Annotated in this window: 21 protein-coding genes; 12 read left to right on the top strand and 9 right to left on the bottom strand. The window is 60.6% G+C overall.

Features of this window, described 5'->3' with window-relative positions; translation table 11 throughout:
* Position 1 precedes the first annotated feature (1 nt).
* The 7 genes from OQ460_RS22635 to OQ460_RS22605 all read left to right on the top strand — a co-directional run bounded on the left by OQ460_RS22635 (position 2) and on the right by OQ460_RS22605 (position 8,480).
* Positions 2-1,252: a sarcosine oxidase subunit beta gene (locus OQ460_RS22635; RefSeq protein WP_410019505.1), complete on the top strand. Its 1,251-nt coding sequence runs from the start codon at positions 2-4 to the stop codon at positions 1,250-1,252.
* Between the two features lie 14 nt (positions 1,253-1,266).
* Positions 1,267-1,569 carry a sarcosine oxidase subunit delta gene (locus OQ460_RS22630; RefSeq protein ID WP_410019504.1) on the top strand — a complete coding sequence of 101 codons (303 nt, stop codon included), beginning with the start codon at positions 1,267-1,269 and terminating at the stop codon, positions 1,567-1,569.
* Positions 1,566-4,583, top strand: coding sequence for a sarcosine oxidase subunit alpha (locus tag OQ460_RS22625; protein ID WP_410019503.1), 3,018 nt, complete (start codon positions 1,566-1,568; stop codon positions 4,581-4,583). The genes OQ460_RS22630 and OQ460_RS22625 overlap by 4 nt, the downstream gene beginning before the upstream one ends.
* Before the next feature lie 124 nt (positions 4,584-4,707).
* Positions 4,708-5,340, top strand: coding sequence for a sarcosine oxidase subunit gamma (locus OQ460_RS22620; RefSeq protein ID WP_410019502.1), 633 nt, complete (start codon positions 4,708-4,710; stop codon positions 5,338-5,340).
* Positions 5,341-5,532: 192 nt separating this feature from the next.
* Positions 5,533-6,390: a formyltetrahydrofolate deformylase gene (gene purU, locus OQ460_RS22615; RefSeq protein WP_410019501.1), complete on the top strand. Its 858-nt coding sequence runs from the start codon at positions 5,533-5,535 to the stop codon at positions 6,388-6,390.
* A 167-nt stretch (positions 6,391-6,557) separates the two neighbouring features.
* Positions 6,558-7,757: a formaldehyde dehydrogenase, glutathione-independent gene (gene fdhA / locus OQ460_RS22610; protein ID WP_410019500.1), complete on the top strand. Its 1,200-nt coding sequence runs from the start codon at positions 6,558-6,560 to the stop codon at positions 7,755-7,757.
* A 153-nt stretch (positions 7,758-7,910) separates the two neighbouring features.
* A complete protein-coding gene (locus tag OQ460_RS22605; RefSeq protein WP_410019499.1) occupies positions 7,911-8,480 on the top strand; it encodes a DUF2780 domain-containing protein in 570 nt (189 codons plus the stop codon).
* Here the strand turns inward: OQ460_RS22605 and OQ460_RS22600 are convergent.
* Positions 8,477-9,364: an acyltransferase gene (locus tag OQ460_RS22600; RefSeq protein WP_410019498.1), complete on the bottom strand. Its 888-nt coding sequence runs from the start codon at positions 9,362-9,364 to the stop codon at positions 8,477-8,479. The two genes, OQ460_RS22605 and OQ460_RS22600, sit on opposite strands and share 4 nt — an antisense overlap.
* Before the next feature lie 175 nt (positions 9,365-9,539).
* On the opposite strand from OQ460_RS22600, the gene OQ460_RS22595 reads away from it, so the two are divergent.
* Genes OQ460_RS22595 through creD form a run of 4 tightly spaced genes read left to right on the top strand, consistent with a single transcriptional unit; the run spans position 9,540 to position 13,645 of the window.
* A complete protein-coding gene (locus tag OQ460_RS22595; protein ID WP_410019497.1) occupies positions 9,540-10,040 on the top strand; it encodes an ATP-dependent zinc protease in 501 nt (166 codons plus the stop codon).
* A 59-nt stretch (positions 10,041-10,099) separates the two neighbouring features.
* Positions 10,100-10,777, top strand: a complete 678-nt coding sequence (gene creB / locus OQ460_RS22590) for a two-component system response regulator CreB (RefSeq protein ID WP_410019496.1) — start codon at positions 10,100-10,102, stop codon at positions 10,775-10,777.
* Complete coding sequence (gene creC, locus OQ460_RS22585; RefSeq protein WP_410019495.1) at positions 10,777-12,216, top strand: two-component system sensor histidine kinase CreC; 1,440 nt, start codon at positions 10,777-10,779, stop codon at positions 12,214-12,216. The genes creB and creC overlap by 1 nt, the downstream gene beginning before the upstream one ends.
* 52 nt (positions 12,217-12,268) lie before the next feature.
* Positions 12,269-13,645, top strand: a complete 1,377-nt coding sequence (gene creD, locus OQ460_RS22580) for a cell envelope integrity protein CreD (protein ID WP_410019494.1) — start codon at positions 12,269-12,271, stop codon at positions 13,643-13,645.
* An 82-nt stretch (positions 13,646-13,727) separates the two neighbouring features.
* Here creD and OQ460_RS22575 read toward each other — a convergent pair whose 3' ends face one another.
* The 7 genes from OQ460_RS22575 to OQ460_RS22545 form a co-directional block, all read right to left on the bottom strand.
* Positions 13,728-13,928, bottom strand: a complete 201-nt coding sequence (locus OQ460_RS22575) for a hypothetical protein (RefSeq protein ID WP_410019493.1) — start codon at positions 13,926-13,928, stop codon at positions 13,728-13,730.
* Positions 13,925-15,028, bottom strand: a complete 1,104-nt coding sequence (locus OQ460_RS22570; RefSeq protein WP_410019492.1) for a PepSY-associated TM helix domain-containing protein — start codon at positions 15,026-15,028, stop codon at positions 13,925-13,927. The genes OQ460_RS22575 and OQ460_RS22570 overlap by 4 nt, the downstream gene beginning before the upstream one ends.
* Before the next feature lie 72 nt (positions 15,029-15,100).
* Entirely contained in the window at positions 15,101-17,530 is a 2,430-nt protein-coding gene (locus OQ460_RS22565; RefSeq protein ID WP_410019491.1) for a TonB-dependent siderophore receptor, read from the bottom strand.
* Positions 17,531-17,679: 149 nt separating this feature from the next.
* Complete coding sequence (locus tag OQ460_RS22560; RefSeq protein ID WP_410019490.1) at positions 17,680-18,648, bottom strand: FecR domain-containing protein; 969 nt, start codon at positions 18,646-18,648, stop codon at positions 17,680-17,682.
* Positions 18,645-19,163 (bottom strand): RNA polymerase sigma factor, encoded by a 519-nt coding sequence (locus tag OQ460_RS22555; protein ID WP_410019489.1) that lies wholly within the window; start codon positions 19,161-19,163, stop codon positions 18,645-18,647. Before OQ460_RS22555 ends, OQ460_RS22560 begins: the two co-directional genes overlap by 4 nt.
* 103 nt (positions 19,164-19,266) lie before the next feature.
* Positions 19,267-19,974, bottom strand: coding sequence for a PolC-type DNA polymerase III (locus OQ460_RS22550; protein WP_410019488.1), 708 nt, complete (start codon positions 19,972-19,974; stop codon positions 19,267-19,269).
* On the bottom strand, positions 19,971-21,905 hold the full coding sequence (locus OQ460_RS22545; RefSeq protein ID WP_410019487.1) for a putative nucleotidyltransferase substrate binding domain-containing protein: 1,935 nt from the start codon (positions 21,903-21,905) through the stop codon (positions 19,971-19,973). The genes OQ460_RS22550 and OQ460_RS22545 overlap by 4 nt, the downstream gene beginning before the upstream one ends.
* A gap of 246 nt (positions 21,906-22,151) precedes the next feature.
* Here OQ460_RS22545 and OQ460_RS22540 point away from each other — a divergent pair, with 246 nt between their 5' ends.
* Positions 22,152-22,598 carry a response regulator gene (locus OQ460_RS22540; RefSeq protein ID WP_410019486.1) on the top strand — a complete coding sequence of 149 codons (447 nt, stop codon included), beginning with the start codon at positions 22,152-22,154 and terminating at the stop codon, positions 22,596-22,598.
* A gap of 98 nt (positions 22,599-22,696) precedes the next feature.
* Here OQ460_RS22540 and OQ460_RS22535 read toward each other — a convergent pair whose 3' ends face one another.
* Entirely contained in the window at positions 22,697-24,874 is a 2,178-nt protein-coding gene (locus OQ460_RS22535; protein ID WP_410019485.1) for a malate synthase G, read from the bottom strand.
* Between the last annotated feature and the right edge of the window lie 80 nt (positions 24,875-24,954).

Genomic DNA, 24,954 nt, shown 5'->3' with positions numbered 1-24,954 from the left:
TATGCAACGCTACTCAGGTTTCGGCCTCTTCAAGCACTCACTCAGCCATCATGAAAACTGGCAGCGCATGTGGCGTACGCCCACGCCGAAAAAGGTCTACGACGTGGTCATCGTCGGCGGTGGCGGGCATGGTCTGGCTACCGCTTACTACTTGGCCAAAGAGCACGGCATCACTAATGTGGCCGTGGTCGAGAAAGGTTGGCTGGGTGGTGGTAACACCGCGCGCAACACCACTATCGTTCGATCCAACTACCTGTGGGACGAATCGGCGCACCTTTACGAACATGCGATGAAACTGTGGGAAGGCCTGTCCCAGGACCTGAACTACAACGTGATGTTCTCCCAGCGCGGCGTCTACAACTTGTGCCACACCCTGCAGGATATTCGCGATTCCGAGCGACGCGTCAGCGCCAACCGCCTCAATGGTGTCGATGGCGAACTGCTCAATGCCCAGCAAGTGGCCGATGAGATTCCCTACCTCGACTGCTCGAAAAACACTCGCTACCCGGTCCTTGGCGCCACCGTGCAACGGCGCGGCGGTGTGGCCCGTCACGATGCCGTGGCCTGGGGCTTTGCCCGTGCGGCTGACGCACTCGGCGTGGACCTGATCCAGCAGACCGAGGTCATCGGTTTTCGCAAGGAAAACGGCGTGTGCATCGGCGTGGAAACCAACAAGGGTTTTATCGGCGCCAAGCGCGTCGGTGTGGTGACGGCGGGTAACTCCGGGCATATGGCCGGGCTTGCGGGTTTCCGCCTGCCGATCGAATCCCACCCGCTGCAAGCGTTGGTGTCGGAGCCGATCAAGCCGATTATCGACAGTGTGATCATGTCCAACGCCGTACACGGCTACATCAGCCAGTCGGACAAGGGCGACCTGGTCATCGGTGCCGGTATCGACGGTTACAACGGCTACGGCCAGCGCGGCTCGTACCCGGTGATCGAGCACACCATCCAGGCCATCGTCGAGATGTTCCCGGTGCTCTCGCGGGTGCGCATGAACCGCCAATGGGGCGGCATCGTCGACACCACGCCGGATGCCTGCCCGATCATCTCCAAGACGCCGGTGCCAAATATGTTCTTCAACTGCGGTTGGGGCACCGGTGGCTTCAAGGCCACGCCGGGCTCGGGCAACGTGTTTGCCGCCAGCCTGGCCAAGGGTGAAATGCACCCGCTGGCCGCACCTTTTTCCATCGACCGTTTCCACAACGGTGCGTTGATCGACGAACACGGCGCTGCGGCTGTCGCCCACTAACAGGAGAAATTCCTATGTTGCATATCTTCTGTCCTCACTGTGGCGAACTGCGCTCCGAAGAGGAATTCCACGCTTCCGGCCAGGCGCATATTCCGCGTCCGCTGGACCCCAATGCCTGCACAGATGAAGAGTGGGGCGACTACATGTTCTTTCGCGACAACCCCCGCGGCCTGCATCACGAGTTGTGGATCCATGCCGCCGGTTGCCGCCAGTATTTCAACGCCACCCGCGACACCGTCACCTACGAAATTCTTGAAACCTACAAGATTGGCACCCAGCCGCAATTCACCGCCAAGGCTTCTGGAGAGAAGGTATGAGCCAGATCAATCGCCTGTCCAACGGTGGCCGGATCGACCGTAATAAAGTCCTGACCTTCACCTTCAACGGCCAGAGCTACAAAGGCTATGAAGGCGACACTCTGGCTGCTGCCTTGCTGGCCAACGGCGTCGACATTATTGGTCGTAGCTTCAAATACTCGCGTCCACGGGGCATCTTTGCCGCCGGTGCCGAGGAGCCGAACGCGGTGCTGCAGATCGGCGCCACTGAAGCCACCCAGATTCCCAACGTGCGCGCTACGCAGCAGGCGTTGTATCAGGGCCTGGTTGCCACCAGCACCAACGGCTGGCCGAGCGTCAACAACGACATGATGGGCATTCTCGGCAAAGTCGGCGGCAAGCTGATGCCACCGGGTTTCTACTACAAAACCTTCATGTACCCGCAATCGTTCTGGATGACCTACGAGAAGTACATTCGCAAGGCCGCCGGGCTGGGTCGCTCACCGACTGAAAACGATCCGGACACTTACGACAACTTCAACCGTCACTGCGACGTGCTGGTAGTCGGCGCCGGCCCTGCCGGCCTGGCTGCTGCACTCGCGGCCGCGCGCAGCGGTGCCCGGGTAGTCATTGCCGATGAGCAGGAAGAGTTCGGCGGTTCGCTGCTGGACTCCCGCGAAAGCCTCGACGGCAAGCCTGCCACCGAATGGGTCGCCAGCGTGATCGCTGAGCTCAAGGCCCTGCCGGACGTGGTGCTGCTGCCCCGCGCCACCGTCAATGGCTATCACGATCATAATTTTTTGACCATTCACGAGCGCCTCACCGATCACCTCGGTGACCGTGCGCCGATTGGCGTGGTGCGTCAGCGTATTCATCGCGTACGTGCCAAGCGCGTAGTGCTGGCGACCGGTGCGTGCGAACGTCCGCTGGTGTACGGCAACAACGATGTGCCGGGCAACATGCTCGCGGGTGCGGTCTCCACTTACGTGCGTCGCTACGGCGTGGCACCGGGCAAGAAACTGGTGTTGTCGACCAACAACGACCATGCCTACCGTGTTGCGTTGGACTGGTTCGACGCCGGCCTTTCAGTGGTCGCCGTCGCCGATGCACGCCACAACCCGCGTGGCGCGCTGGTGGAAGAGGCCCGCGCCAAAGGTATTCGCATCCTCACCGGCAGCGCCGTGATCGAGGCGCGTGGCAGCAAGCACGTGACCGGCGTGCGCGTCGCTGCGATTGATGTCAAGGCCCATAAAGTCACCAGCCCCGGCGAGTGGCTGGACTGCGACCTGGTAGCCAGTTCCGGCGGCTACAGTCCGGTGGTCCACCTTGCCTCGCACCTGGGCGGCAAGCCGACCTGGCGTGAAGACATTCTGGGTTTCGTACCGGGCGAAGCACCACAGAAACGTGTGTGCGTCGGTGGCATCAATGGCGTGTACGGCCTCGGTGATTCCTTGGCAGACGGTTTTGAGGGCGGCGTGCGCGCGGCCAGCGAAGCCGGTTTTGCACCAGTAGAGGGTGTGCTGCCCAAAGCCTTGAGCCGTCTGGAGGAGCCAACTCTGGCGCTGTTCCAGGTGCCGCATGAAAAAACCACGGCACGGGCGCCCAAGCAATTTGTCGACCTGCAGAACGACGTGACCGCCGCGGCTATCGAGCTGGCGACCCGTGAAGGTTTTGAGTCGGTGGAACACGTCAAACGCTACACTGCGCTGGGCTTCGGCACTGACCAGGGCAAGTTGGGCAACGTCAACGGCCTGGCCATTGCCGCCCGATCCCTGAACGTGACCATCCCGCAGATGGGCACCACCATGTTCCGTCCCAACTACACGCCGGTAACCTTCGGCGCGATTGCAGGGCGTCACTGTGGGCATATCTTCGAGCCGGTGCGCTACACCGCACTGCAAGCCTGGCACGTGAAAAACGGCGCCGAGTTTGAAGACGTCGGCCAGTGGAAGCGCCCCTGGTACTTCCCGCGCAACGGTGAAGACCTGCATGCCGCGGTCAAACGCGAATGCCTGGCAGTGCGCGACAGCGTCGGCCTGCTGGACGCCTCGACCCTCGGCAAGATTGATATCCAGGGTCCGGATGCCCGCGAGTTTCTCAACCGCATCTACAGCAACGCCTGGACCAAGCTCGACGTGGGCAAGGCCCGCTACGGCCTGATGTGCAAGGAAGATGGCATGGTGTTCGACGACGGCGTCACTGCCTGTCTGGCCGACAACCACTTCCTGATGACCACCACCACTGGCGGCGCGGCGCGTGTGTTGCAGTGGCTGGAAATCTATCAGCAGACCGAATGGCCGGACCTCAAGGTGTACTTCACCTCGGTCACTGACCACTGGGCGACGATGACGTTGTCCGGGCCCAACAGCCGCAAGCTGTTGAGCGAAGTCACCGACATCGACCTGGACAAGGACGGCTTCCCGTTCATGACCTGGAAAGAAGGCCTGGTGGGCGGTGTACCGGCGCGCGTGTTCCGCATCTCGTTTACCGGCGAACTGTCATACGAAGTCAACGTGCAGGCCGACTACGCCATGGGCGTGCTGGAACAGATCGTCGAAGCCGGCAAAAAGTACAACCTGACCCCGTACGGCACCGAGACCATGCACGTACTGCGGGCCGAGAAGGGCTTCATCATTGTCGGGCAAGACACCGATGGTTCGATGACCCCGGACGACTTGAACATGGGTTGGTGTGTGGGTCGCACCAAGCCGTTCTCGTGGATTGGCTGGCGCGGGATGAACCGCGAAGACTGTGTGCGTGAAGAACGCAAGCAGCTTGTGGGTCTCAAGCCGATTGATCCGAAGGTGTGGCTGCCGGAAGGCGCGCAGTTGGTGTTCGATCCGAAGCAGACGATCCCGATGAAGATGGTGGGTCACGTCACCTCAAGTTATGCGCACAACTCCCTGGGCTATTCGTTTGCGATGGCGGTGGTCAAGGGCGGCTTGAAGCGTATCGGCGAACGGGTGTTTTCGCCGCAGGCAGATGGCAGCGTGATCGAGGCAGAGATTGTTTCCTCGGTGTTCTTCGACCCGAAAGGTGAGCGGCAGAACATCTGATAGATCGAGTCGCGGCCATCGCGAGCAAGCACGCTCCCACAGGTGAATGCATTTCAAAATGTGGGAGGGGGCTTGCTCCCGATGGCGCCAGTAGCCGCACAACAGAATTCAGGAAAGGTGCTTTATGACAGCAGCCAATGTTTACCAACAACGCCCCACCACCGGCGCCAAGGCCGAGTCGTCGTTGCACCATGCCGACCTCGCCAGCCTGGTGGGCAAGGGTCGCAAGAACGCTGGCGTGACCGTGCGTGAAAAGAAACTCCTCGGCCACCTCACTATCCGTGGCGATGGCCATGACGCCGCATTCTGCGCCGGTGTGCACAAGGCCCTGGGAATCGAACTTCCCGGCGCCCTGGCAGTAATCGTCAAAGACCAAACCAGCCTGCAATGGCTCGGCCCGGATGAGTGGTTGCTGATCGTCCCCGGCGGTGAAGAATTCGCCGCCGAAAAAAGCCTGCGTGAAGCCCTGGGTGAGTTGCATATCCAGATCGTCAATGTCAGCGGTGGACAGCAGATTCTCGAACTCAGTGGCCCGAACGTACGCGACGTGCTGATGAAGTCCACCAGCTACGACGTGCACCCCGACAACTTCCCGGTGGGCAAGGCGGTGGGCACGGTGTTCGCCAAGTCGCAATTGGTAATCCGCCATACCGCTGAAGACACCTGGGAACTGCTGATTCGTCGCAGCTTCTCGGATTACTGGTGGTTGTGGTTGCAGGATGCCTCGGCCGAATTTGGGTTGAGCGTCCAAGCCTGAGGGCCAACCCTCTCCCCGGAGGGCATAGGGGGCTGATCTCGGTCGTTTTCCAGGCTTGAGTTCGACTCGATATTGCAGGTTGCAGCATAAAGACCGAACACCTCGGTCAGTCCCCTCGCCCCTCTGGGGAGAGGGTTAGGGTGAGGGGGCGATCCCCCTGACACCCCATCGTATTCAAGGAGCCACCGCATCATGAGCCGCGCACCTGATACATGGATCTTGACCGCCGACTGCCCCAGCGTGCTCGGCACGGTGGACGCGGTCACTCGCTACCTGTTCGAACAGGGCTGCTACGTCACCGAACACCATTCCTTTGATGATCGGCTCTCGGGCCGTTTCTTCATTCGCGTGGAGTTCCGTCAGCCCGACGGTTTCGATGAACAGGCGTTCCGCGATGGCCTGGCCACGCGTGGTGAAGCTTTCGGGATGATCTTCGAACTTGTCGCGCCGAACTACCGGCCAAAAGTGGTGATCATGGTCTCCAAGGCCGATCACTGCCTGAATGATCTGCTCTACCGCCAGCGCATCGGCCAACTGTCGATGGACGTGGTCGCGGTGGTGTCCAACCACCCAGATCTCAAACCCTTGGCCGACTGGCATCAGATTCCCTACTACCACTTTCCCCTCGACCCCAACGACAAACCGTCCCAGGAACGTCAGGTATGGCAAGTGGTGGAAGACACCGGCGCCGAACTGGTGATCCTTGCGCGCTACATGCAAGTGCTGTCGCCGGAGCTGTGCCGCAAGCTCGACGGCAAGGCCATCAACATCCACCACTCGTTGCTGCCGGGGTTCAAGGGCGCCAAGCCGTATCACCAGGCCTACAACAAGGGTGTGAAACTGGTGGGCGCCACCGCGCATTACATCAATAACGACCTGGATGAAGGCCCGATCATCGCCCAGGGCGTGGAGGTGGTGGATCACAGCCACTACCCCGAGGATCTGATCGCCAAGGGGCGGGATATTGAAGGGCTGACATTGGCTCGTGCGGTGGGGTATCACATCGAGCGGCGGGTTTTCTTGAATGCCAATCGGACGGTGGTGCTCTGACTGCCAAGCCCCTCCCACAGGGAAACGCACTCCAAAATGTGGGAGGGGGCTTGCTCCCGATGAGGCCATCAGCAACAACACAAGCAACAGCATCTGTACCCGAGCACTTAACGCGCTGCCACCCAAGAGGCAACGCGGTTCCATAAAAACAACAGCGAGGTGAAAGCATGTCTGGTAATCGTGGTGTCGTGTATCTGGGCAACGGCCAGGTCGAAGTACAGAAAATCGACTATCCAAAAATGCAGGACCCCCGGGGCAGGAAGATTGAACACGGCGTTATCCTGCGCGTGGTTTCCACCAACATCTGCGGCTCCGACCAACACATGGTGCGCGGTCGCACCACCGCCCAGACCGGCCTGGTGCTGGGGCACGAAATTACCGGTGAAGTCATCGAGAAGGGCAGCGACGTCGAGAACCTGAAAATCGGTGACCTGGTCTCGGTGCCGTTCAACGTCGCCTGCGGGCGTTGCCGCTCCTGCAAGGAAATGCACACCGGCGTGTGCCTGAGCGTCAACCCGGCGCGACCAGGCGGTGCCTATGGTTACGTCGATATGGGCGACTGGACCGGCGGCCAGGCGGAATACGCGTTGGTGCCTTACGCCGACTTCAACCTGTTGAAACTGCCGGATCGCGACAAGGCCATGGAGAAGATCCGTGACCTGACCTGCCTCTCCGATATCCTTCCCACCGGCTACCACGGTGCAGTGACTGCAGGCGTAGGCCCAGGCAGCACCGTCTACATTGCCGGCGCCGGCCCTGTCGGCCTGGCCGCTGCGGCTTCGGCGCGGCTGTTGGGGGCGGCGGTGGTGATCATCGGCGACGTCAACCCGATCCGCCTGGCCCACGCCAAGGCCCAGGGTTTTGAAATTGCCGACCTGTCCAACGACACCCCGTTGCACGAACAGATCGCTGCACTGTTGGGCGAGCCGGAAGTCGATTGCGCCGTTGACGCGGTTGGCTTCGAAGCGCGTGGTCATGGGCATGAAGGCGTCAAGGCTGAAGCTCCGGCCACCGTGCTCAACTCGCTGATGGGCGTGGTGCGCGTGGCGGGCAAGATCGGTATCCCGGGCCTGTATGTGACCGAAGATCCTGGCGCTGTCGACGCTGCCGCGAAAATGGGCAGCCTGAGCATTCGCTTTGGCCTGGGCTGGGCCAAGTCCCACAGCTTCCACACCGGCCAGACCCCGGTGATGAAGTACAACCGCCAACTGATGCAGGCGATCATGTGGGATCGCATCAATATTGCCGAGATCGTAGGGGTGCAGGTGATCAGCCTGGATGACGCGCCACGTGGCTACGGCGAATTCGATGCCGGTGTACCGAAGAAATTTGTGATCGATCCACACAAGCTGTTCAGCGCGGCATAAGCGCAGGCCAGGCAAATGGGCGACCCTTGGGTCGCCCATTTGCGTTTGGCGCCGTGTGGCCGGGTTTTCTGAACTAATCTGCCACCGGGAACAATGCACGGGGGAGCCAGTCCAACGCCTGCTTTAGCTCTCCTATTTCTCGAGGTTGCATTCATGAAGATTTCACGCGGTTTTGCCTTGTCCTGCTTGCTGAGCGTGGCGGCCGGCCCGGCGTTCGCAGCGGGCTTCAGCCTGGGTGACGTAGCCAATGCCGTTTCCGGTGCCCAAGGTAACAACAAAGCGGCAGCCGCAGCGCCGACCACCGAAACCGCCGGTTTGTTGAGTGCCCTGACATCACAGCTGAACGTCACCCCCGAGCAGGCCGTGGGCGGCACCGGCGCCATGCTGGGGCTGGCCAAGAACCAATTGGGTGGCGGTGATTATTCGCAGCTGACCAAGAACGTACCAGGCCTGGACAAGCTCGCAGGCGGTAACGCCCTTGGCAGCCTCGGGGCACTGAGTGGCGTGCTTGGCCAGGAAGGCGGCAGCAAGATTTCGGGCTTGGATGGCCTGTTGGGTAACGTGAAGACCACCAATGACCTGAACACCGCGTTCAGTGCGCTGGGTATGGACAGTGGCATGGTCGGCAAGTTTGCCCCGGTGATCCTCCAGTACCTGGGCGGCCAGGGTGCCGACAGCTCCCTGTTGGGCAAGCTGGCCCAGGCCTGGGGCACCGGCAGCTAAATGTGCCCGGCGCGCAGTGCTTCGATGCGCGCATCCTTCTCCATCCAGAGCTGGTTGACCCAGTTCTGGACGGTCTGGCGAAATGCCGGATCGTTTTCGTAATCCCCCTGCCACAACGCTGGATCCAGCTCGCGGGTGCGGATATCGACGATCACGCGGGGCACCGCGCCGCTGATCAAATCCCAGAAACCCGGAATCCTGTCCTGTGGATAAACCACGGTGACATCGAGGATCGCGTCCAGCTGTTCGCCCATCGCCGCCAGCACGAACGCCACGCCGCCAGCCTTGGGCTTGAGCAGGCGGGTGAAGGGTGAGTCTTGTTGCGTGCGCTTGGCTTCGGTAAAGCGCGTGCCTTCCAGGTAATTGACCACGGTCACCGGCTGGCGCTTGAACAGCTCGCAGGCTTGCTTGGTGATTTTCAGGTCTTGCCCCGCCAGTTCCGGATGCCGGGCCAGGAACGCCTTGGTGTAGCGCTTCATGAACGGGTAATCCAGCGCCCACCAGGCCAACCCCAGGAAGGGTACCCAGATCAGTTCCTTTTTCAGGAAGAACTTGAAGAACGGCGTACGTCGGTTGAGGGTCTGGATCAGCGCCGGGATATCGACCCAGGATTGGTGATTGCTGATCACCAGGTATGAAGTGTCGCTGCGCAGGCCATCGCCGCCACGGATGTCCCATTGGGTGGGGATGCACAGGGCGAAGATCAGCTTGTCGATTTCGGCCCAGGTTTCGGCGATCCACATCACCGCTCCCGAGGCATGGTCACGCCAGCGCCCGGGCGCCACCAGCTTGAGCAGGGCGAACACCATCAGCGGGCCGATCAGGATTAGCGTGTTGAGCAACAGCAGCAGTGTGACGAAACAGCCGGTGAGCAGGCGGCGCATAAGTAACTCTTGAAAACGGTTGGGCTGGCCATGATAAGCAGCTTGAGTCTAGAGGCCAAATCGCAAATCGCCTGACGAATGTTTCACTTTGTGTTGGGTATGCTGGGCAAAGATCCAACTTTGGGCTGCGTTTGCAGTCTAGTATTTGCCTACTTACTTCAAGGAAACCTCAGACGTGAAATCCCTCCTTGCCCTGTTATCTCTCGTCGCCTTGCCGATCATGGCCGCCGAGCCCACCTTGTACGGGCGCTACGAATACATCCAGTTGCCGGAAATCGGTGAAACCTTCAAGGCCAAGATGGACACCGGCGCGCTGACGGCTTCGCTGTCGGCCCGGGACATCGAAACCTTCACCCGCGATGGCGAGGATTGGGTACGTTTTCGCCTCAGTGACAAGGGTGCGAGCAACAAGGTTTATGAACACAAGGTCGCGCGCATCAGCAAGATCAAGAACCGTGCCGACGAAGAAGACGAAAAAGATGACGTGAGCGTGGCCAAGCGCCCGGTGGTGGAACTGGAGATGTGCCTGGGCAAGGTCAAGCGTACGGTGGAGGTCAACCTCACTGACCGCAGCAGTTTCAACTATCCGCTATTGATCGGCGCCAAGGCGCTGCGCGAGTTCGATGCGGCCGTGAACCCGGCCCGTCGTTACACGGCTGATAAGCCCGACTGCTGATTGACGCGCAATGAGGCATGGGGCACCGTTCACCTTTGCCTCCCCTGTGCCAGGACGCCATGCCTCATATCCTGATTGTCGAAGACGAAGCGGCAATAGCCGACACGTTGGTTTTTGCCCTGCAGGGCGAAGGCTTCACCACAACTTGGCTGACCCTGGGCCAGGGCGCGCTGGAACATCAGCGCCAGACACCCGCCGACTTGATCATCCTCGACATCGGCTTGCCGGACATCAGCGGGTTTGAAACCTGCAAGCAACTGCGCCGTTTCACCGAAGTGCCGGTGATGTTCCTCAGTGCCCGGGATGCTGAAATTGATCGCGTGGTGGGCCTGGAGATCGGCGCCGACGATTATGTAGTCAAGCCCTTCAGCCCACGTGAAGTGGCGGCGCGGGTAAAGGCGATCCTCAAGCGTGTTTCACCCGTCGTGGCCCCAGGCGGCACCGGCCTGTTCCAGGTGGACCCGGAGCGGGTACAGATCCAGTATCGCGGCCAGGCCCTGAACCTTACCCGTCATGAATTCCGCTTGCTCAACTGCCTGCTGGAGCAACCCGAGCGGGTGTTCAGCCGCGAACAGTTGCTGGATGCGGTGGGCGTGCCCGCCGATGCCGGTTACGAGCGCAATATCGACAGCCACATCAAGAGCCTGCGCAGCAAGTTGCGTGGCGTCGCCCTGCATGCCGAGCCGATCCAGACCCACCGGGGCCTGGGTTACAGCTACAGCCCGAGCCACGCCTGATGCGCCTGGGGTTGCGGATATTCCTGGTGTACGCGCTGTTTATCGGCTTGACCGGCTATTTTGTGCTGAACACGGTGATGAAGGAGATTCGCCCCGGCGTGCGCCAATCCACCGAGGAAACCCTGGTGGACACCGCCAACCTGCTGGCCGAAGTCCTGCGTGACGACGTCCGGAACGGCACCCTGGGCCAGAGCCACTGGCCGACCATGCTCAAGGCTTACGGGGAGAGACAGCCGGGTGCGACCATCTGGGGCCTGGCAAAGAATCAGGTCAACCATCGCATCTATGTCACCGACGCCAAGGGTATCGTGCTGCTCGATTCCAGCGGCGCGGCGCTGGGCCAGGATTATTCGAAATGGAACGATGTCTACCTGACCCTGCGCGGTGAATACGGTGCACGTTCGACCCGCAGCAATGCCGAAGATCCGGCCTCGTCGGTGATGCACGTCGGTGCGCCGATCCGCGATAACGGGCAGATCATCGGCGTGGTCACCGTGGCCAAGCCCAACAGTTCGCTGCAACCCTATGTCGACCGCACCGAACGCCGTTTGCTGTGGTACGGCGCCGGGCTGGTGGCGCTGGGGTTGCTGCTGGGGGCGTTGTTGTCGTGGTGGTTGAGTGTCGCGCTGCACCGCCTGACCACTTACGCACAGGCGGTCAGCGAAGGCCGGCGTGCCGAGTTGCCGCACTATCGCGGCGGTGAGCTTGAGCAACTGTCCACGGCGGTGGAACACATGCGCACGCAACTGGAGGGCAAGGCCTACGTCGAACGTTACGTGCATACCCTGACCCACGAGCTGAAAAGCCCGCTGGCGGCGATTCGCGGTGCGGCGGAGCTGTTGCAGGGGCAGATGACCCCGGCCCAGCAGCAACGGTTTGTCGGCAATATCGCCAGTGAAAGTGCGCGTTTGCAGCAGTTGATCGAGCGTTTGTTGAACCTGGCCCAGGTCGAGCAGCGCCAGGGCCTGGAGCAGCAAATTGCAGTGCCTTTGGCCGCCTTGGTGGATGAAGTGCTCAAGGCGCAGTGCGCGCGGATCGAACAGGCCGGCTTGCAGATCGAGTGCTTGATCGATGCCGACGTGAAACTGTTTGGCGAACCTTTCCTGCTGCGCCAGGCCTTGGGCAATCTGCTGGAAAATGCCCTGGATTTCACCCCGCCGGGCGGCACCTTGCGTTTCAGCGTCCAGGTGCAGCGCAAGGATGTACATGTCAGTCTGTTCAACCAGGCCGAAGCGATTCCCGAATACGCCTTGCCGCGACTGACCGAGCGTTTCTATTCCTTGCCGCGTCCGGCCAATGGTCGCAAGAGCACGGGCCTGGGCCTGAATTTTGTCGAAGAAGTCGTGAAGTTACACGGCGGCTCATTGCAGATCGGCAACGTGCCCGGTGGCGTGCAGGTTGTGCTGCATCTCCACACAGTCTCCACATTGCCCTCATAAATTACCCACAGTCGGCTCGCAGACTCTCCCTCATCAAAACAGGGAGAGACCCATGAACCGCAGCCTGCTATTCAAACTGGGCGCTATCGCGCTGCTGATCCTGCTGTTGCTGATTCCGTTGCTGATGATCGACGGCATCATCAATGAACGCCAGCAACTGCGCGACGGCGTATTGATGGACATTGCCCGCAGCTCCAGCTACAGCCAGCAGGTGAGCGGGCCGGTGATGGTGGTGCCGTACCGCAAGACCGTGCGTGAGTGGAAACTCAACGAAAAGCTCAACAAGCGCTACGAGGAAACCCGCGAGGTGCGCGGGCGTCTGTACTTCCTGCCGGAGCACTTTGAACTCGACGGCCAGGTGCAGACCGAACTGCGAGCGCGGGGGATTTATCAGGCACGGCTGTTCCATGCCGACAACCGCATCAGCGGTCGTTTTGTGTTGCCGGAACAGTTGGGCATCAAGGAGAACTTTGCCGACTACCAGTTTGACCCGGCGTTTCTGGCAGTGGGCATCAGCGACATCCGTGGCATCGAAAATGCCCTGACGCTGGAACTGGGCAGCCAGCGCCTGGAGTTCACCCCAGGTACGCAAACCCCATGGCTGGGTGAAGGCGTGAGTGTGCAACTGCCGGTGCTCGACAGCAAAAAACCGGCATCGCTGGATTTTGCCTTCGACCTGCGCCTGCAAGGCACCGAACAGTTGCAAGTGTTGCCGGTGGGCAAGACCAGTCAGGTCAAGCTGACGTCCAACTGGCCTCATCCCAGCTTTGTCGGCAACTTCCTGCCGGCCCAGCGTGAAATCACTGATCAAGGCTTCAGCGCCAACTGGCAGACCTCGTTTTTCTCCACCAACCTGGAAGAGGCCTTGCGCGGCTGCCTGTCGGAACGTGGCTGTGAGGATTTCAACGGACGCAGCTTTGGCGTGAACTTTATCGACCCGGTGGACCAGTACCTCAAGAGCGATCGGGCGATCAAATATGCGCTGTTGTTTATCGCCCTGACATTCGCCGGATTTTTCCTCTTCGAGGTGCTCAAGAGCCTGGCTGTACACCCGATCCAGTACGCGCTGGTGGGGGTCGCCCTGGCGTTTTTCTACCTGCTGCTGTTGTCGTTGTCCGAACACTTAGGCTTCGCCCTGGCGTACCTGATATCGGCCAGTGCCTGCGTGTTGTTGATTGGCTTTTATGTCTGCCATGTCCTGCGCAGTGTCGTCCATGGCTTGGGATTTTCAGCGGGGCTGGCGGCGTTGTATGGCTTGCTGTACGGGTTGTTGAGCGCCGAGGATTACGCGTTGCTGATGGGCTCGCTGCTGCTGTTCGGCCTGTTGGGTACGGTGATGGTGCTGACACGCAAACTGGATTGGTACGGGGTAGGCAAACGCAAGGCCGCCGCACCGCTGGAGCCAGGCCTGGAGGCGGCGCATGAGTAGGTCGCTGGGGTTGCGCGAGGACCGGCAGATAAGAACGCGTCTGGTGGCGCAGATTGTTGCGTTGTTCCCCCTGCCACCTGCCTTAAGGCTTAAACCGTCGGCTGGGTCGCTTGCTGCGCAATGCCCATGTTCCAATAGCCACGGGTATGCCCAGGCCGATCCAGCTCAATGAATCCCACAACCCATCCCCCAGCAGCGCGGCGAACAGACCCGCCGCGCTCAGCACACCAATGGCCAGCGGCACCCCGAACACCTTCCAGAAACTCGACTGCCGGGGCTTCATGCCTTGGCCGCCTTGCGTCGCACCAGCCACAGGTATACGCCGCTACCCAGCACGATAATGGTCAACACATCGAGCACCGCCCAGAGGATTTTCATTGGCATGCCGCCGTAGTCGCCAAAGTGCAGGGGCTGGGACATGCCCATGGCATCCAGGTACCACGGTCGTTCGCCGACGGCGGTCACTTGCAGGTTGCTGGCGTCGATCAGTACTGGAGTCAGCAGGTGTGAAGTCAGGTGGGTGCTGCCCTTCATGAAGACGGCGTAGTGGTGCTCGCTGGAAAAGCGCGTGCCGGGGAAGGCGATAAAGTCCGGTGTCATGCCGGGCGCAGCCTGTTCGGCAATCTTCAGCAGGGTAGTGGCGGGGGCGCGTGAGGTCAGCGGCGCGGCATTTTTGTAAGGCGCGACCATCGCCGTAAGGCTGTCACTGCGCCAGGCGGCGATAATCAGGTCCGCGCTGGCGCTGATCACGCCGGTGACCCCCACCACCAGTGCCCAGGTCAGCGTGACCACACCGATCAGGTTATGCAGGTCAAGCCAGCGCAGGCGTGTGGATTTGTCCTGGCGTACGGTGGCGAATTTCAGGCGGCGCATGAACGGCAGGTACAACACCGTGCCGGAGATAATCGCCAGTACAAACAACAGGCCCATGAACGCCAGCAGCAATTTGCCCGGCAGACCGGCGAACATGTCTACATGCAGACGCAGCAGGAACATCGTCAAGCCGCCATTGGCCGACGGCATCTCCACGCTCTCCCCGGTGCGGGCGTCGAGCATGAACGTGTGGGACGAGTTGGGCTCGGTACCCGCGGTGGCCGCCATGATCGCGATCACGCCGTTCTTGTCATCCTCGTCCCAGGCCAGGTACTGCATGGCCTCACCGGGTCGATGAGCCAGCGCTGCGCTCACCAGTTGTTCGAGATTGAGTTGCGGCGTATCGGCTGGCATCTGCTTGAGTTCGGGCTCGTTGCCCAGCAGGTGATCGATCTCGTGGTGAAAGATCAGCGGCAACCCGGTGAGGGCCAGCATCAGCAGGAATACGGTGCAGATGAGGCTGGTCCACGTGTGGATAAAGGACCAGCGACGGATGGTTTTGCTTTTCATTTCATAGCCTTCAGACAAGCCAAAGCCGCCCTTGTGGGACGGCCTGGTTGTGGAGCAGGTCAGCTCAGCGCGTTACCACTGATAGGTGGCACTGGCGACGACGCTGCGTTGGTCGCCGTAGTAGCAATAGAAGCCATCGCAGGTCGAAATGTAATCCTTGTCGAACAGATTGGTGGCGTTCAGTTTCACCGATGCGCCCTTGAGGCTGTTGTCCAGGCGGCCGAGGTCGTAGTGTACGGCGGCATCGAAAACGGTGTTGGCATCGGCCTTGCCCAGCCAGGTGTTGCCTTGGTCGCCATACGTATTGCCGGTGTAGCGGGCACCAAAACCGATGCCGAAACCGTCCAATACGCCGTCGTGCCAGGTGTAGTCGGTCCACAGGCTGGCCTTCTGGTTAGGCATCAGTTGCAAGCGGTTGCCCTTGTAGTCACCTTTTTGCACCTCGGACTTGGCCAGGGTATAGGCCGCGATAACTTTCAGGTTCTCGGTCACGTCCGACACTGCTTCCAGCTCCAGGCCTTTGACCTTGACTTCGCCTGTCTGATTAGTGACCGGGATGCTGCCAGCGATGGTGGTGGTCACCAGTACATTTTTCTGGGTCAGATCATAGACAGCAGCGCTCAACAGAGTGTTTGAGCCGGGTGGCTGATACTTGATCCCCAGTTCCCACTGCTTGCCTTCGGTGGGTTTGTAGGATTCGGTAGGCGACGCGTTGGCGTTGCTCGCTGGCTGGAACGATTCGGCGTAAGAGATATATGGCACGAAGCCCGAATCGAACACGTAGCTCAGCGCTGCGTTGCCACTGAAATTCTTGTTGCGGTCGGTGTTCGTCGCGTCGTTCTTGTTGAAGTAAGTGGTGCTCTGATGCACCCAGTCTTCACGACCGCCGAGGGTCAGGCGCCAATGATCCAGGGCCATCTGGTCCTGCACGTAGAGGCCGGTCTGCACAGTTTTCTGGTTGTAGTCGTAGAACGCCGTCGAGCGGTCCGGACGTACTATCGGTTGGCCGTAGATGGGGTTGTTGATGTTGGTTGTCAGCCCGTCACCGAAAATCGAGGTGTAGGTGGTATCGGTGCGTTGATGATCCAGGCCGATCAACAGGGTGTGGGTGATATCGCCAGTGGCGAAGTCAGCCTGGAAGTTGTTGTCGACTGCGAACTGGCCGATAGCCTCGTCAGCATTGGTCGATGTGCGGCCAACGTTGCCTTCGGCGTCGACCGTGGTGAACGGATATGCACCCACGGTCAATTGCTGGAAGGACAGTTCTGATTTGGTATAGCGCAGGTTCTGACGGAACTGCCAGGTGTCGTTGAAGCGATGCTCGAAGGCATAGCCCAGTGCGTAGTAGGTGCGGTCGTAGAACTCGTAGTCCGGGTCGCCCAGGTTCTTGTGGTGCGAGATGTCGCCCAGCGGCGATTTGATCTTGGTGCCCTGTATCGGCAGGAATTGGCTGGTAGCGCCGGTATCGTCGCGGGTGAACTGCGAGAGCAAGGTCAGCTGGGTATCGGTATTGATGTTCCAGGTCAGGCTGGGGGCAATGTTGTAGCGCTTGTTGTCGATATGATCGACCTGGGTGCCAGCGTCGCGCACCACGCCGCTGATGCCGTAGAGAAACTGGCCTTCATCGTCGATCTTGCCGGTGCTGGCAAAGTTTATCTGGCGGTAGTTGTCACTGCCGTACTGAGCTTGGATGGCATGGCTGGATTCGGCGCTGGGGCGTCGGCTGACCATATCCAGCAAACCGCCTGGTGGTGTCTGGCCGTAGACAGACGAGGCTGGGCCGCGCAGCAGTGCAATACGGTCCAGATTCCAGGTTTCCGCTTTAGGGTTGGCGTATACGCCTCGAGGCAGAGGCAGCCCATCGAGAAACTGGGTGGGCTCGAAGCCGCGTACACGCATCCAGTCGTAGCGGGTGTCGCTGCCGTAGCTGGCAGAAACAATCCCCGGCATGTAGCGAACGGCGTCATCGAGGTTCTGGACGTTGCGGTCCTGCATCTGCTGGCGGGTGGTAATGGAGATGGAACGCGGTGCTTCTACCAATGCAGTGTCAGTCTTGCTCCCCGCTGCCGTACGCGTGGCGACATAACCCTCCACCGGTCCCCATGCGCTTTCATAGCTACCTTGGCCCGTGATGTTGGTTGCCGGCAGTGCTACCACGCCATCCGGAATTGCCATCAGGCTGAACGTGCCGGCGCTGCTTTGTTCCAGTTGCAGGCCGGTACCGCGCAACGCCTCTCGCAGGGCTTGCGGTGCATCGAACTGGCCCTGGACCGGGGCCGAGGTCTTGCCGGCCGCCAGCGCTGGATTGAGGGTCAGCGCCAGGCCGGCCTGGCTGGCGATCTGGTTCAGGGTGCTGGCCAATGGCGCGGCGGGCAGATTGTAGGCACGCACGCTGGACGCTTGTTCGGCGGCGATCAACTGGGTGCTGACCAGCGGGGCGCTGAGAGCAATGGCCACGGCTAACAGGCTGGGGCGCAACAAGGTGTCTAGCGTGCGGGACATAGGGCGGCTCCTGAATGGAAATATTTCTCAATTGCCTGTGTGCCGGACGAGAATCAAAAAGTGATAGGGCGGGGTGGAAATATTTTCTTGCCTGGGTATTTTTGCTGGTTTTCAGGGCCGCATCGCGAGCAAGCCATACACCACAGAGCTCAAGGCCTTGGGCTGACCGTCACCCACCACGGCGTGCGCTGCTGGATCTGCACCGGCAAGGTCGGCAACAGCGCATTCAGCGCCATATCCGTGTCATGCAGCGGAAAGCTGCCGGTGATTCGCAGGTCCGCCAATTGCGGGTCGAGCCGCAGATAGCCACTGCGATAGCGCCCCAACTCTGCAATCACATCCCCCAGCCGCGCGTTGTCCACCACCAGCATGCCGCGGGTCCAGGCATCGGTGCCGGCGGTAACAGCCTGCAGCGGATCGAGGCCGTCACTGCGCATCAATACTTGCTGGCCTTGCTTGTAGATCTGTTCCCGATGCAGCGCCTCTGGTTGGGCGGCGACGGCAGACTGCAACACGCTCAGCCGCGTGCCGTTGTCCTCGCGTCTGACGATAAAGCGCGTACCCAGGGCCCGCAGGCTGCCTTCGCGGGTTTCGACGATAAACGGGCGGCTGTCGTCGTGGCCGGTCTCGATAAGGATTTCGCCTTCTTGCAGCACGATCAGCCGGCGCTTGTCGTCAAAGCGCACATCAATCGCGCTGTGGGTATTGAGGTTGATCAGCGTACCGTCCGCCAGCCGCAGCGTGCGCTGTTCGCCGGTGGCCGTGCGTTGGTCGGCCAACCAATAGTTGATGGGCAAGTAACGTTGGCCGGCAAACGCTACGAGGCCGCAGACCAGCACCACACTGGCCAGGCCGCTGCCGAGCTTGCGCACCCGCTGGCGGATACTCGCGCGCGGCTGCAGCAAGGCCGCGCGCACCGGGCCTGACGCGACGCTGAAGCGTTGGTCGAGCATGCTCAATTGGTGCCAGGCACGGGCGTGCTCTTCGTCACTGGTCAGCCATTTGTCGAATTCAGCGCACGCCGCCAGGTTGCCATCCCCGGAATCCAGCGTCAGTTGCCAGGCGATGGCGGCATCGAGCACTCGCGCCGAAACCGGTTTGCAACTGATCTGGCTCACAGCGGCTCGCCATACAAGGCGACGTAGCACTGGCGGATGCCCTGGGCCAGGTATTGCCGCACCCTGGGTACAGACACGCCCAGGCGTTGGGCAATTTCGGCGTGGCCCAAGCCATCGAGGCGGTTATAGAGGAATGCCGCACGGGCCTTGCTGGAAAGTTTGCCGAGCAGGCGGTCGATGGCCTTGAGATCTTCGAGGATCAATTGCTGTGCTTCCGGCGAGGGGTGTTCGTTCTCCGGGATCAGCATCAGTTCGCTGAGGTAGGCCTGCTCCAGTGCGGCGCGCCGGAAGTAGTCGAACAGCAGGCCCTTGGCGATGGCCACCAGAAATGCCCGGGGCTCGCGCGGTGCATGCAGCTGTTCTCGCCCAAGCAGGCGCATGAACGTGTCCTGGCTCAGGTCTTCGGCCCGGCTCGGACACGCCACGTTGCGCCGCAGCCAAGCCAGCAGCCAGCCGCGATGGTCACGATACAACGCGCCAACAAGCTCACCGTGGGGACTTTGGGCTGACGACAAGGCATCACCATCGAGAATTTTAAACTAACGAGAATTATTCGCGATTGTGTCAGAGGTGAGCGGCGGGCGCAATTGGCGTTGGTCGGTTGCACGCCCGCAGGCTTCAGAAGACCGGGGCCTGCTGGCGCCGTTTCCGTTGGTTCAAGCGCTGTTGCAGCGCGAGGGGGCTGTCGATGTGTTGCTGGCGGGCGCGACTGAACAGAATCAAACTCAGCTCTGCCGTCGCCAGGGCGTCGGCGCTGGCATGATGGCGCTCGCCTACTTGCAGGTTGAAATGGTTGGTCCAGTCATCCAGGCCTGCTTCACGGATATTGGCCTGTGGGCACAGCAGTGGCGCCAGGTCGGCCACGTCGAGAAACGTGTGCGCCAGGCGATAGCCCAGACTGTCCTTGAGCGCGCGGCCGAGCATGTGTTGGTCGAAAGGTGCATGGAACGCCAGCAACGGGCTGTCACCGACGAACGCCATGAAGTCGAGCAACGCCTCCACCGGATCGCAACCGGCGGCAATGGCGCTGGGGCCCAGGCCGTGGATCAGTACGCTGGGGCCAAGCTTGGTGTCGGTGCGGTGCAAAGTGCGTTCGAACTGCTGGGAGAAATCGATGGCACCGTCCTCGATGACCACGGCGCCAATCGACAGCACCTGATCGCGATTGAGGTTCAAGCCGCTGGTCTCCAGGTCCAGCACTACCCAGCGTTGCGCGCGCAGCGAGCCCTCGCCCAGCGGTTGAGGTTCAGGCAATTGTTGCAGGCGAGTCTGTTGTGTGGCGTTCAATCCTGGCCGCGAAGGGCGTAGCCATCGGAATAGATTCACAACTGATACCTCAAGGCCAGGCTGCTTTGCAGGCGTTGGGCCTGGCGCAGGGATTCGCGCAGGATGCGACGGTCCAGGTGGTTGAGGCTATCGGGATCGACCCGGTTGGAATAAGGCTGGTTCTCCCGGGTTTGCAGTTGATGCTGTTGCATGCGGGTCTGCTGGATAAAGTTGTAAGCCTCTTCATAGGCGGCACCATCCAGGCGCTCGATTACCTCTTTGGCCACCAATTGCTGCAAACGCTCAAGCGTGTTGTTAGTGGCGATACCGTTGGCCAGGGCCAGCAGGCGCGCGCCATCGACAAATGGCGTGAGGCCTTGCACTTTGAGGTCCAGGGTGGCTTTGTCGCCGCCTTTGCGCGACAGCACAAAATCGCGGAAACGCCCCACCGGTGGCCGCTGTCGCAAGGCATTTTCGGCCAGCATGCGCTGGAACAGGCGATTGTCCGCGACCTGGTCAAGAATCCCCTGGCGCAGTTGCTCGCAACCTTGTTCATCGCCCCAGACGACCCGCAGGTCGAAGTAGATGCTGGAGCCGAGCAGGTTCTGCGGGGTCGCTTCGCGAATAAACGCGGCAAAACGCCCGGCCCACTCGGCGCGGGACAGGCACAGCTCGGGGTTGCCGGCCATGATGTTGCCCTTGCACAGGGTAAAACCACACAACGCCAGGCTCTGGTTGATCTGTTGCGCCAGCGGCAACAGGCGTGCGCGAATTTCCGAGGCCTCGGCCGCATCCCGGGCTTCAAACACAATGCCGTTGTCCTGGTCGGTGTGCAGCGTCTGCTCGCGGCGCCCTTCGCTGCCGAAACACAGCCAACTGAAAGGAACGCCGGGATCACCATTCTCCGCCAGGGTCAGTTCGATGACCCGGCACACCGTGTGATCGTTGAGCAGGGTGATGATGTGGGTGATCTGGGTCGAGGACGCGCCATGGGCCAGCATGCGCTCCACCAACTGACCGATCTCGCCACGGATCGCCACCAGGTTGTCGATGCGCGGTGCGTTGCGGATGGTCCGAGCCAGATGGACAAGATCGACCCGTTGCAGGGAAAACAGATCACGCTCGGACACCACGCCACACAGGCGCCGGTCTTTGACCAGGCACACATGGGCGATGTGTCGTTCGGTCATCGCAATAGCGGCGTCGAAGGCGCTGTGGTCCGGGCTCAGGAAGAAGGGCGCCTGAGTCATATGGCCTTCAATGGCCTGATTGAAATCATTGGCACCGTCGGCCACAACCTGGCGTAGGTCCCGCAGGGTGAAAATCCCCAGGGGCGCCTTGTGTTGATCCACCACCACGATGCTGCCGACTTGTTGCTCGTGCATCAGCGTGACCGCTTCACGCAGCGGTGTCAGGGGGCTGCACGTTACAGGGTGGCGCATGGCCAGCTCGCCCAGGCGGGTATTCAACGAGTATTGGGTTCCCAGGGTTTCCACGGCTTTTTGCTGGACTTGCTGGTTGACCTGATCCAGCAGGCTGCTGACCCCGCGCAAGGCGAAGTCGCGAAATGCTCCAGACAGCGCAAACAGCTTGATAAAGGCTGGCTTGTTCAGTTGCAGGCAAAAAGTGTCCTGCGCTGCCAGGTGTTCGGTCCGGGTGGCTCGCTCGCCCAGTAGCGCCGCCAGCGGAAAGCATTCGCCGGTGGTGATTTCAAAAGTGGTTTGGGTGCCGCCGTTGGCCGAATGCGGGCGCTCGCCGACGACACGTCCCTGCTTGACGATATAGAAGTGTTCTACCGGGCCTGACGAGGGTTTGAGAATGCTCTCGCCGGGGCCGTAGAAGCGCAATTGGCACTGTTCCACCAAAAATGCCAGGTGGGCGTACTCCATTTGGTTGAACGGTGGGAAGCGTTGAAGGAACTGCAGGGTGCCGTGAATGTTCTGCAATACCGCAGTTTTTCCTGCCTGGGTGAAAGCATCAGCTTTACTCATAACCATGACCGCAGTTTTTTGTCGTTATCGTCCTGCATGGTCGACTTCTACGGGCGCAGTGCCCATTGGACGTAAGTCTAGGTAGCTACGTAACGGTATGTGACTAAGGAAAAGCCTTACATGAATATCGTCCAGACTCCGTAGAGCGCCCACTAGGAAAACTTTCCGACGAAGTGCACATTGAGCGCCCTTGCGCTGATGTCTGACGTCTGAGCTGGGAGATTGTTGAAAACTGCCGAGAAACGTATGTCCGACCACGATATTTTGAGTGATGACGAGCGCGAGGCGCTGAGTGCCGTGATGCTCGAGGCCGATTTACCGCCACAACGCGTTTTGATCGTGGATGACGACAAGGACGCGCGGGATCTGTTGGCAGAGATGCTTCGGTTGTACGGTATTCGCTGCATGACCGCCGCCAATGGTGAGGAGGCGTGGGCACTGTTGAACGCCAGCAGCGCCATCGGTTTGTTGATCACCGACTTGCGCATGGAGCCCAGCGATGGCCTGGACTTGATTCGCAAGGTACGCAGTTCCCAGCGAGCAGCCTTGCCGATCATTGTTGTATCTGGCGATGCCGAAGCGCCAGACGTGATCGATGCCATGCATTTGAGCGTGGTGGATTTCATGCTCAAGCCACTTGATAGCAATATATTGGCGAAGATGGTCAAGCGCGAACTGGGGTTGTCCCGCTGATCCTATGGTGAATGTGCCGGCTTGCTGCCGATAGCGCCAGTCAAATCACCATGAAGCCTAAGAAAAAGCCCCGATCTCTCGATCAGGGCTTTTTTCATTTACAGGCCATTCCTGGCCTTGAACTCCCGACGCCGACGGTGCAACACCGGCTCGGTATACCCATTCGGCTGCTTCGTCCCTTCAATCACCAACTCCACCGCGGCCTGGAACGCGATGTTGCTGTCGAAATCCGGCGCCAGCGGGCGATACAGCGCATCCCCGGCGTTCTGGCGATCCACCACCGGCGCCATGCGCTTGAGACTTTCCAGCACCTGGGCTTCGTTGACGATGCCATGGCGCAGCCAGTTGGCAATGTGCTGGCTGGAAATACGCAGGGTGGCGCGGTCTTCCATCAGGCCGATATCGTTGATGTCCGGCACTTTCGAACAACCCACGCCCTGGTCGATCCAGCGCACCACATAACCGAGGATGCCCTGGGCGTTGTTGTCCAGTTCGTTGCGGATTTCTTCGTCAGACCAATCGGCGTTGCTGGCCAGAGGAATGGTCAGGATATCGTCCACCGAGGCCCGCTCGCGCTTGGCCAGTTCAGCCTGGCGGGCGAACACGTCGACCTTGTGGTAGTGCAGCGCGTGCAGCGCGGCCGCGGTCGGCGACGGTACCCAGGCGGTGTTGGCGCCAGCCAGCGGGTGAGCGATCTTCTGCTCGAGCATCGCTGCCATCAGGTCGGGCATGGCCCACATGCCTTTACCGATCTGTGCACGGCCTTGCAGGCCGGTGCTCAAACCGATATCGACGTTCCAGTTCTCGTAGGCGCCAATCCACTTTTCAGCTTTCATCGCGGCCTTGCGCACCATCGCGCCGGCTTCCATGGACGTGTGGATTTCGTCGCCGGTACGGTCGAGGAAACCGGTGTTGATGAACACCACGCGTTCGCTGGCGGCCTTGATGCAGGCCTTGAGGTTGACCGTAGTGCGGCGCTCCTCGTCCATGATCCCTACTTTCAGGGTGTGGCGCGGCAGGTTCAGCACGTCTTCGATACGCCCGAACAGTTCGTTGGTGAACGCTGCTTCTTCGGGGCCGTGCATTTTCGGTTTGACGATGTAGACCGAACCGGTGCGGCTGTTCTTGCGGGTGTTGTTGCCGTTGAGGCTGTGAATCGCCGCGAGGCTGGTGACCAGGCCGTCGAGGATGCCTTCCGGCACTTCGTCACCATGGCTGTCGAGGATCGCGTCGATGGTCATCAGGTGACCGACGTTACGCACGAACAGCAGCGAACGGCCGTGCAGAGTCACGTCCTGGCCATCCACGCCGGTGTAGACGCGGTCGGCATTCATGGTGCGGGTGAAGGTCTTGCCGCCCTTGGCCACTTCTTCAGCCAGGTCGCCCTTCATCAGGCCGAGCCAGTTGCGATAGATCACCACTTTGTCATCGGCATCGACGGCGGCGACGGAGTCTTCGCAGTCCATGATGGTGGTCAGTGCGGCTTCCATCAGGATGTCTTTGACACCGGCGGCATCGGTCTGGCCGATCGGGGTGCTGGCGTCGATCTGGATTTCAAAATGCAGGCCGTGGTTTTTCAGCAGGATCGCAATCGGTTGGGCGGCGTCGCCCTGCAAGCCGATCAACTGGGCGTCGTCACGCAGGCCGCTGTTGCTGCCGCCTTTGAGGCTGACGATAAGCTTGCCGTCGACAACCTTGTAGCCCGTCGAATCAGCATGACTGCCGGCGCTCAACGGTGCGGCTTCATCGAGGAAGGCGCGGGCGAAGGCGATGACCTTGTCGCCACGCACTTTGTTGTAGCCCTGGCCTTTCTCGGCACCGTCGGCTTCGCTGATGGCGTCGGTGCCATACAGCGCGTCGTACAGTGAGCCCCAGCGGGCATTGGAGGCGTTGAGGGCAAAGCGTGCGTTCATCACCGGCACCACCAACTGCGGACCGGCCATGCGGGCAATCTCGTCATCGACGTTTTGTGTCGTCGCCTGGAAATCCGCCGCTTCTGGCAGCAGGTATCCGATGTCTTGCAGGAAGGCTTTGTAGGCCACCGCGTCGTGGGCCTGGCCGGCGTGAGTCTGGTGCCAGGTATCGATCCGCGCTTGAAAATCGTCGCGTTTGGCGAGTAGGGCTTTGTTCTTCGGTGCCAGGTCGTGGATGACCTTGTCGGCACCGGCCCAGAACTGGTCGGCCGTCAGGCCGGTACCGGGAATGGCTTCGTTGTTCACGAAGTCGAACAGGACTTTGGCGACCTGCAGGCCACCGACTTGAACGTGTTCAGTCATTGCTTGCCTCACTCTGCGGAGCTTAATTCGCTTTTCAGCTTTTCAATTTACCAATGAAGCCTTTGGCCATTTAAACCACA

The organism is Pseudomonas imrae (genome assembly GCF_046352735.2).
GTDB classification, from domain to species: domain Bacteria; phylum Pseudomonadota; class Gammaproteobacteria; order Pseudomonadales; family Pseudomonadaceae; genus Aquipseudomonas; species Aquipseudomonas imrae.
This window is presented reverse-complemented; position numbering and strand designations above follow the sequence as displayed.

Coding starts and splice junctions, on each gene's coding strand:
- OQ460_RS22635 (WP_410019505.1), top strand. CDS start 2: ATGCAACGCTACTCAGGTTTCGGCCTCTTCAAGCACTCACTCAGCCAT.
- OQ460_RS22630 (WP_410019504.1), top strand. CDS start 1,267: ATGTTGCATATCTTCTGTCCTCACTGTGGCGAACTGCGCTCCGAAGAG.
- OQ460_RS22625 (WP_410019503.1), top strand. CDS start 1,566: ATGAGCCAGATCAATCGCCTGTCCAACGGTGGCCGGATCGACCGTAAT.
- OQ460_RS22620 (WP_410019502.1), top strand. CDS start 4,708: ATGACAGCAGCCAATGTTTACCAACAACGCCCCACCACCGGCGCCAAG.
- purU (WP_410019501.1), top strand. CDS start 5,533: ATGAGCCGCGCACCTGATACATGGATCTTGACCGCCGACTGCCCCAGC.
- fdhA (WP_410019500.1), top strand. CDS start 6,558: ATGTCTGGTAATCGTGGTGTCGTGTATCTGGGCAACGGCCAGGTCGAA.
- OQ460_RS22605 (WP_410019499.1), top strand. CDS start 7,911: ATGAAGATTTCACGCGGTTTTGCCTTGTCCTGCTTGCTGAGCGTGGCG.
- OQ460_RS22600 (WP_410019498.1), bottom strand. CDS start 9,364: ATGCGCCGCCTGCTCACCGGCTGTTTCGTCACACTGCTGCTGTTGCTC.
- creB (WP_410019496.1), top strand. CDS start 10,100: ATGCCTCATATCCTGATTGTCGAAGACGAAGCGGCAATAGCCGACACG.
- creC (WP_410019495.1), top strand. CDS start 10,777: ATGCGCCTGGGGTTGCGGATATTCCTGGTGTACGCGCTGTTTATCGGC.
- creD (WP_410019494.1), top strand. CDS start 12,269: ATGAACCGCAGCCTGCTATTCAAACTGGGCGCTATCGCGCTGCTGATC.
- OQ460_RS22575 (WP_410019493.1), bottom strand. CDS start 13,928: ATGAAGCCCCGGCAGTCGAGTTTCTGGAAGGTGTTCGGGGTGCCGCTG.
- OQ460_RS22570 (WP_410019492.1), bottom strand. CDS start 15,028: ATGAAAAGCAAAACCATCCGTCGCTGGTCCTTTATCCACACGTGGACC.
- OQ460_RS22565 (WP_410019491.1), bottom strand. CDS start 17,530: ATGTCCCGCACGCTAGACACCTTGTTGCGCCCCAGCCTGTTAGCCGTG.
- OQ460_RS22545 (WP_410019487.1), bottom strand. CDS start 21,905: ATGAGTAAAGCTGATGCTTTCACCCAGGCAGGAAAAACTGCGGTATTG.
- OQ460_RS22540 (WP_410019486.1), top strand. CDS start 22,152: ATGTCCGACCACGATATTTTGAGTGATGACGAGCGCGAGGCGCTGAGT.
- OQ460_RS22535 (WP_410019485.1), bottom strand. CDS start 24,874: ATGACTGAACACGTTCAAGTCGGTGGCCTGCAGGTCGCCAAAGTCCTG.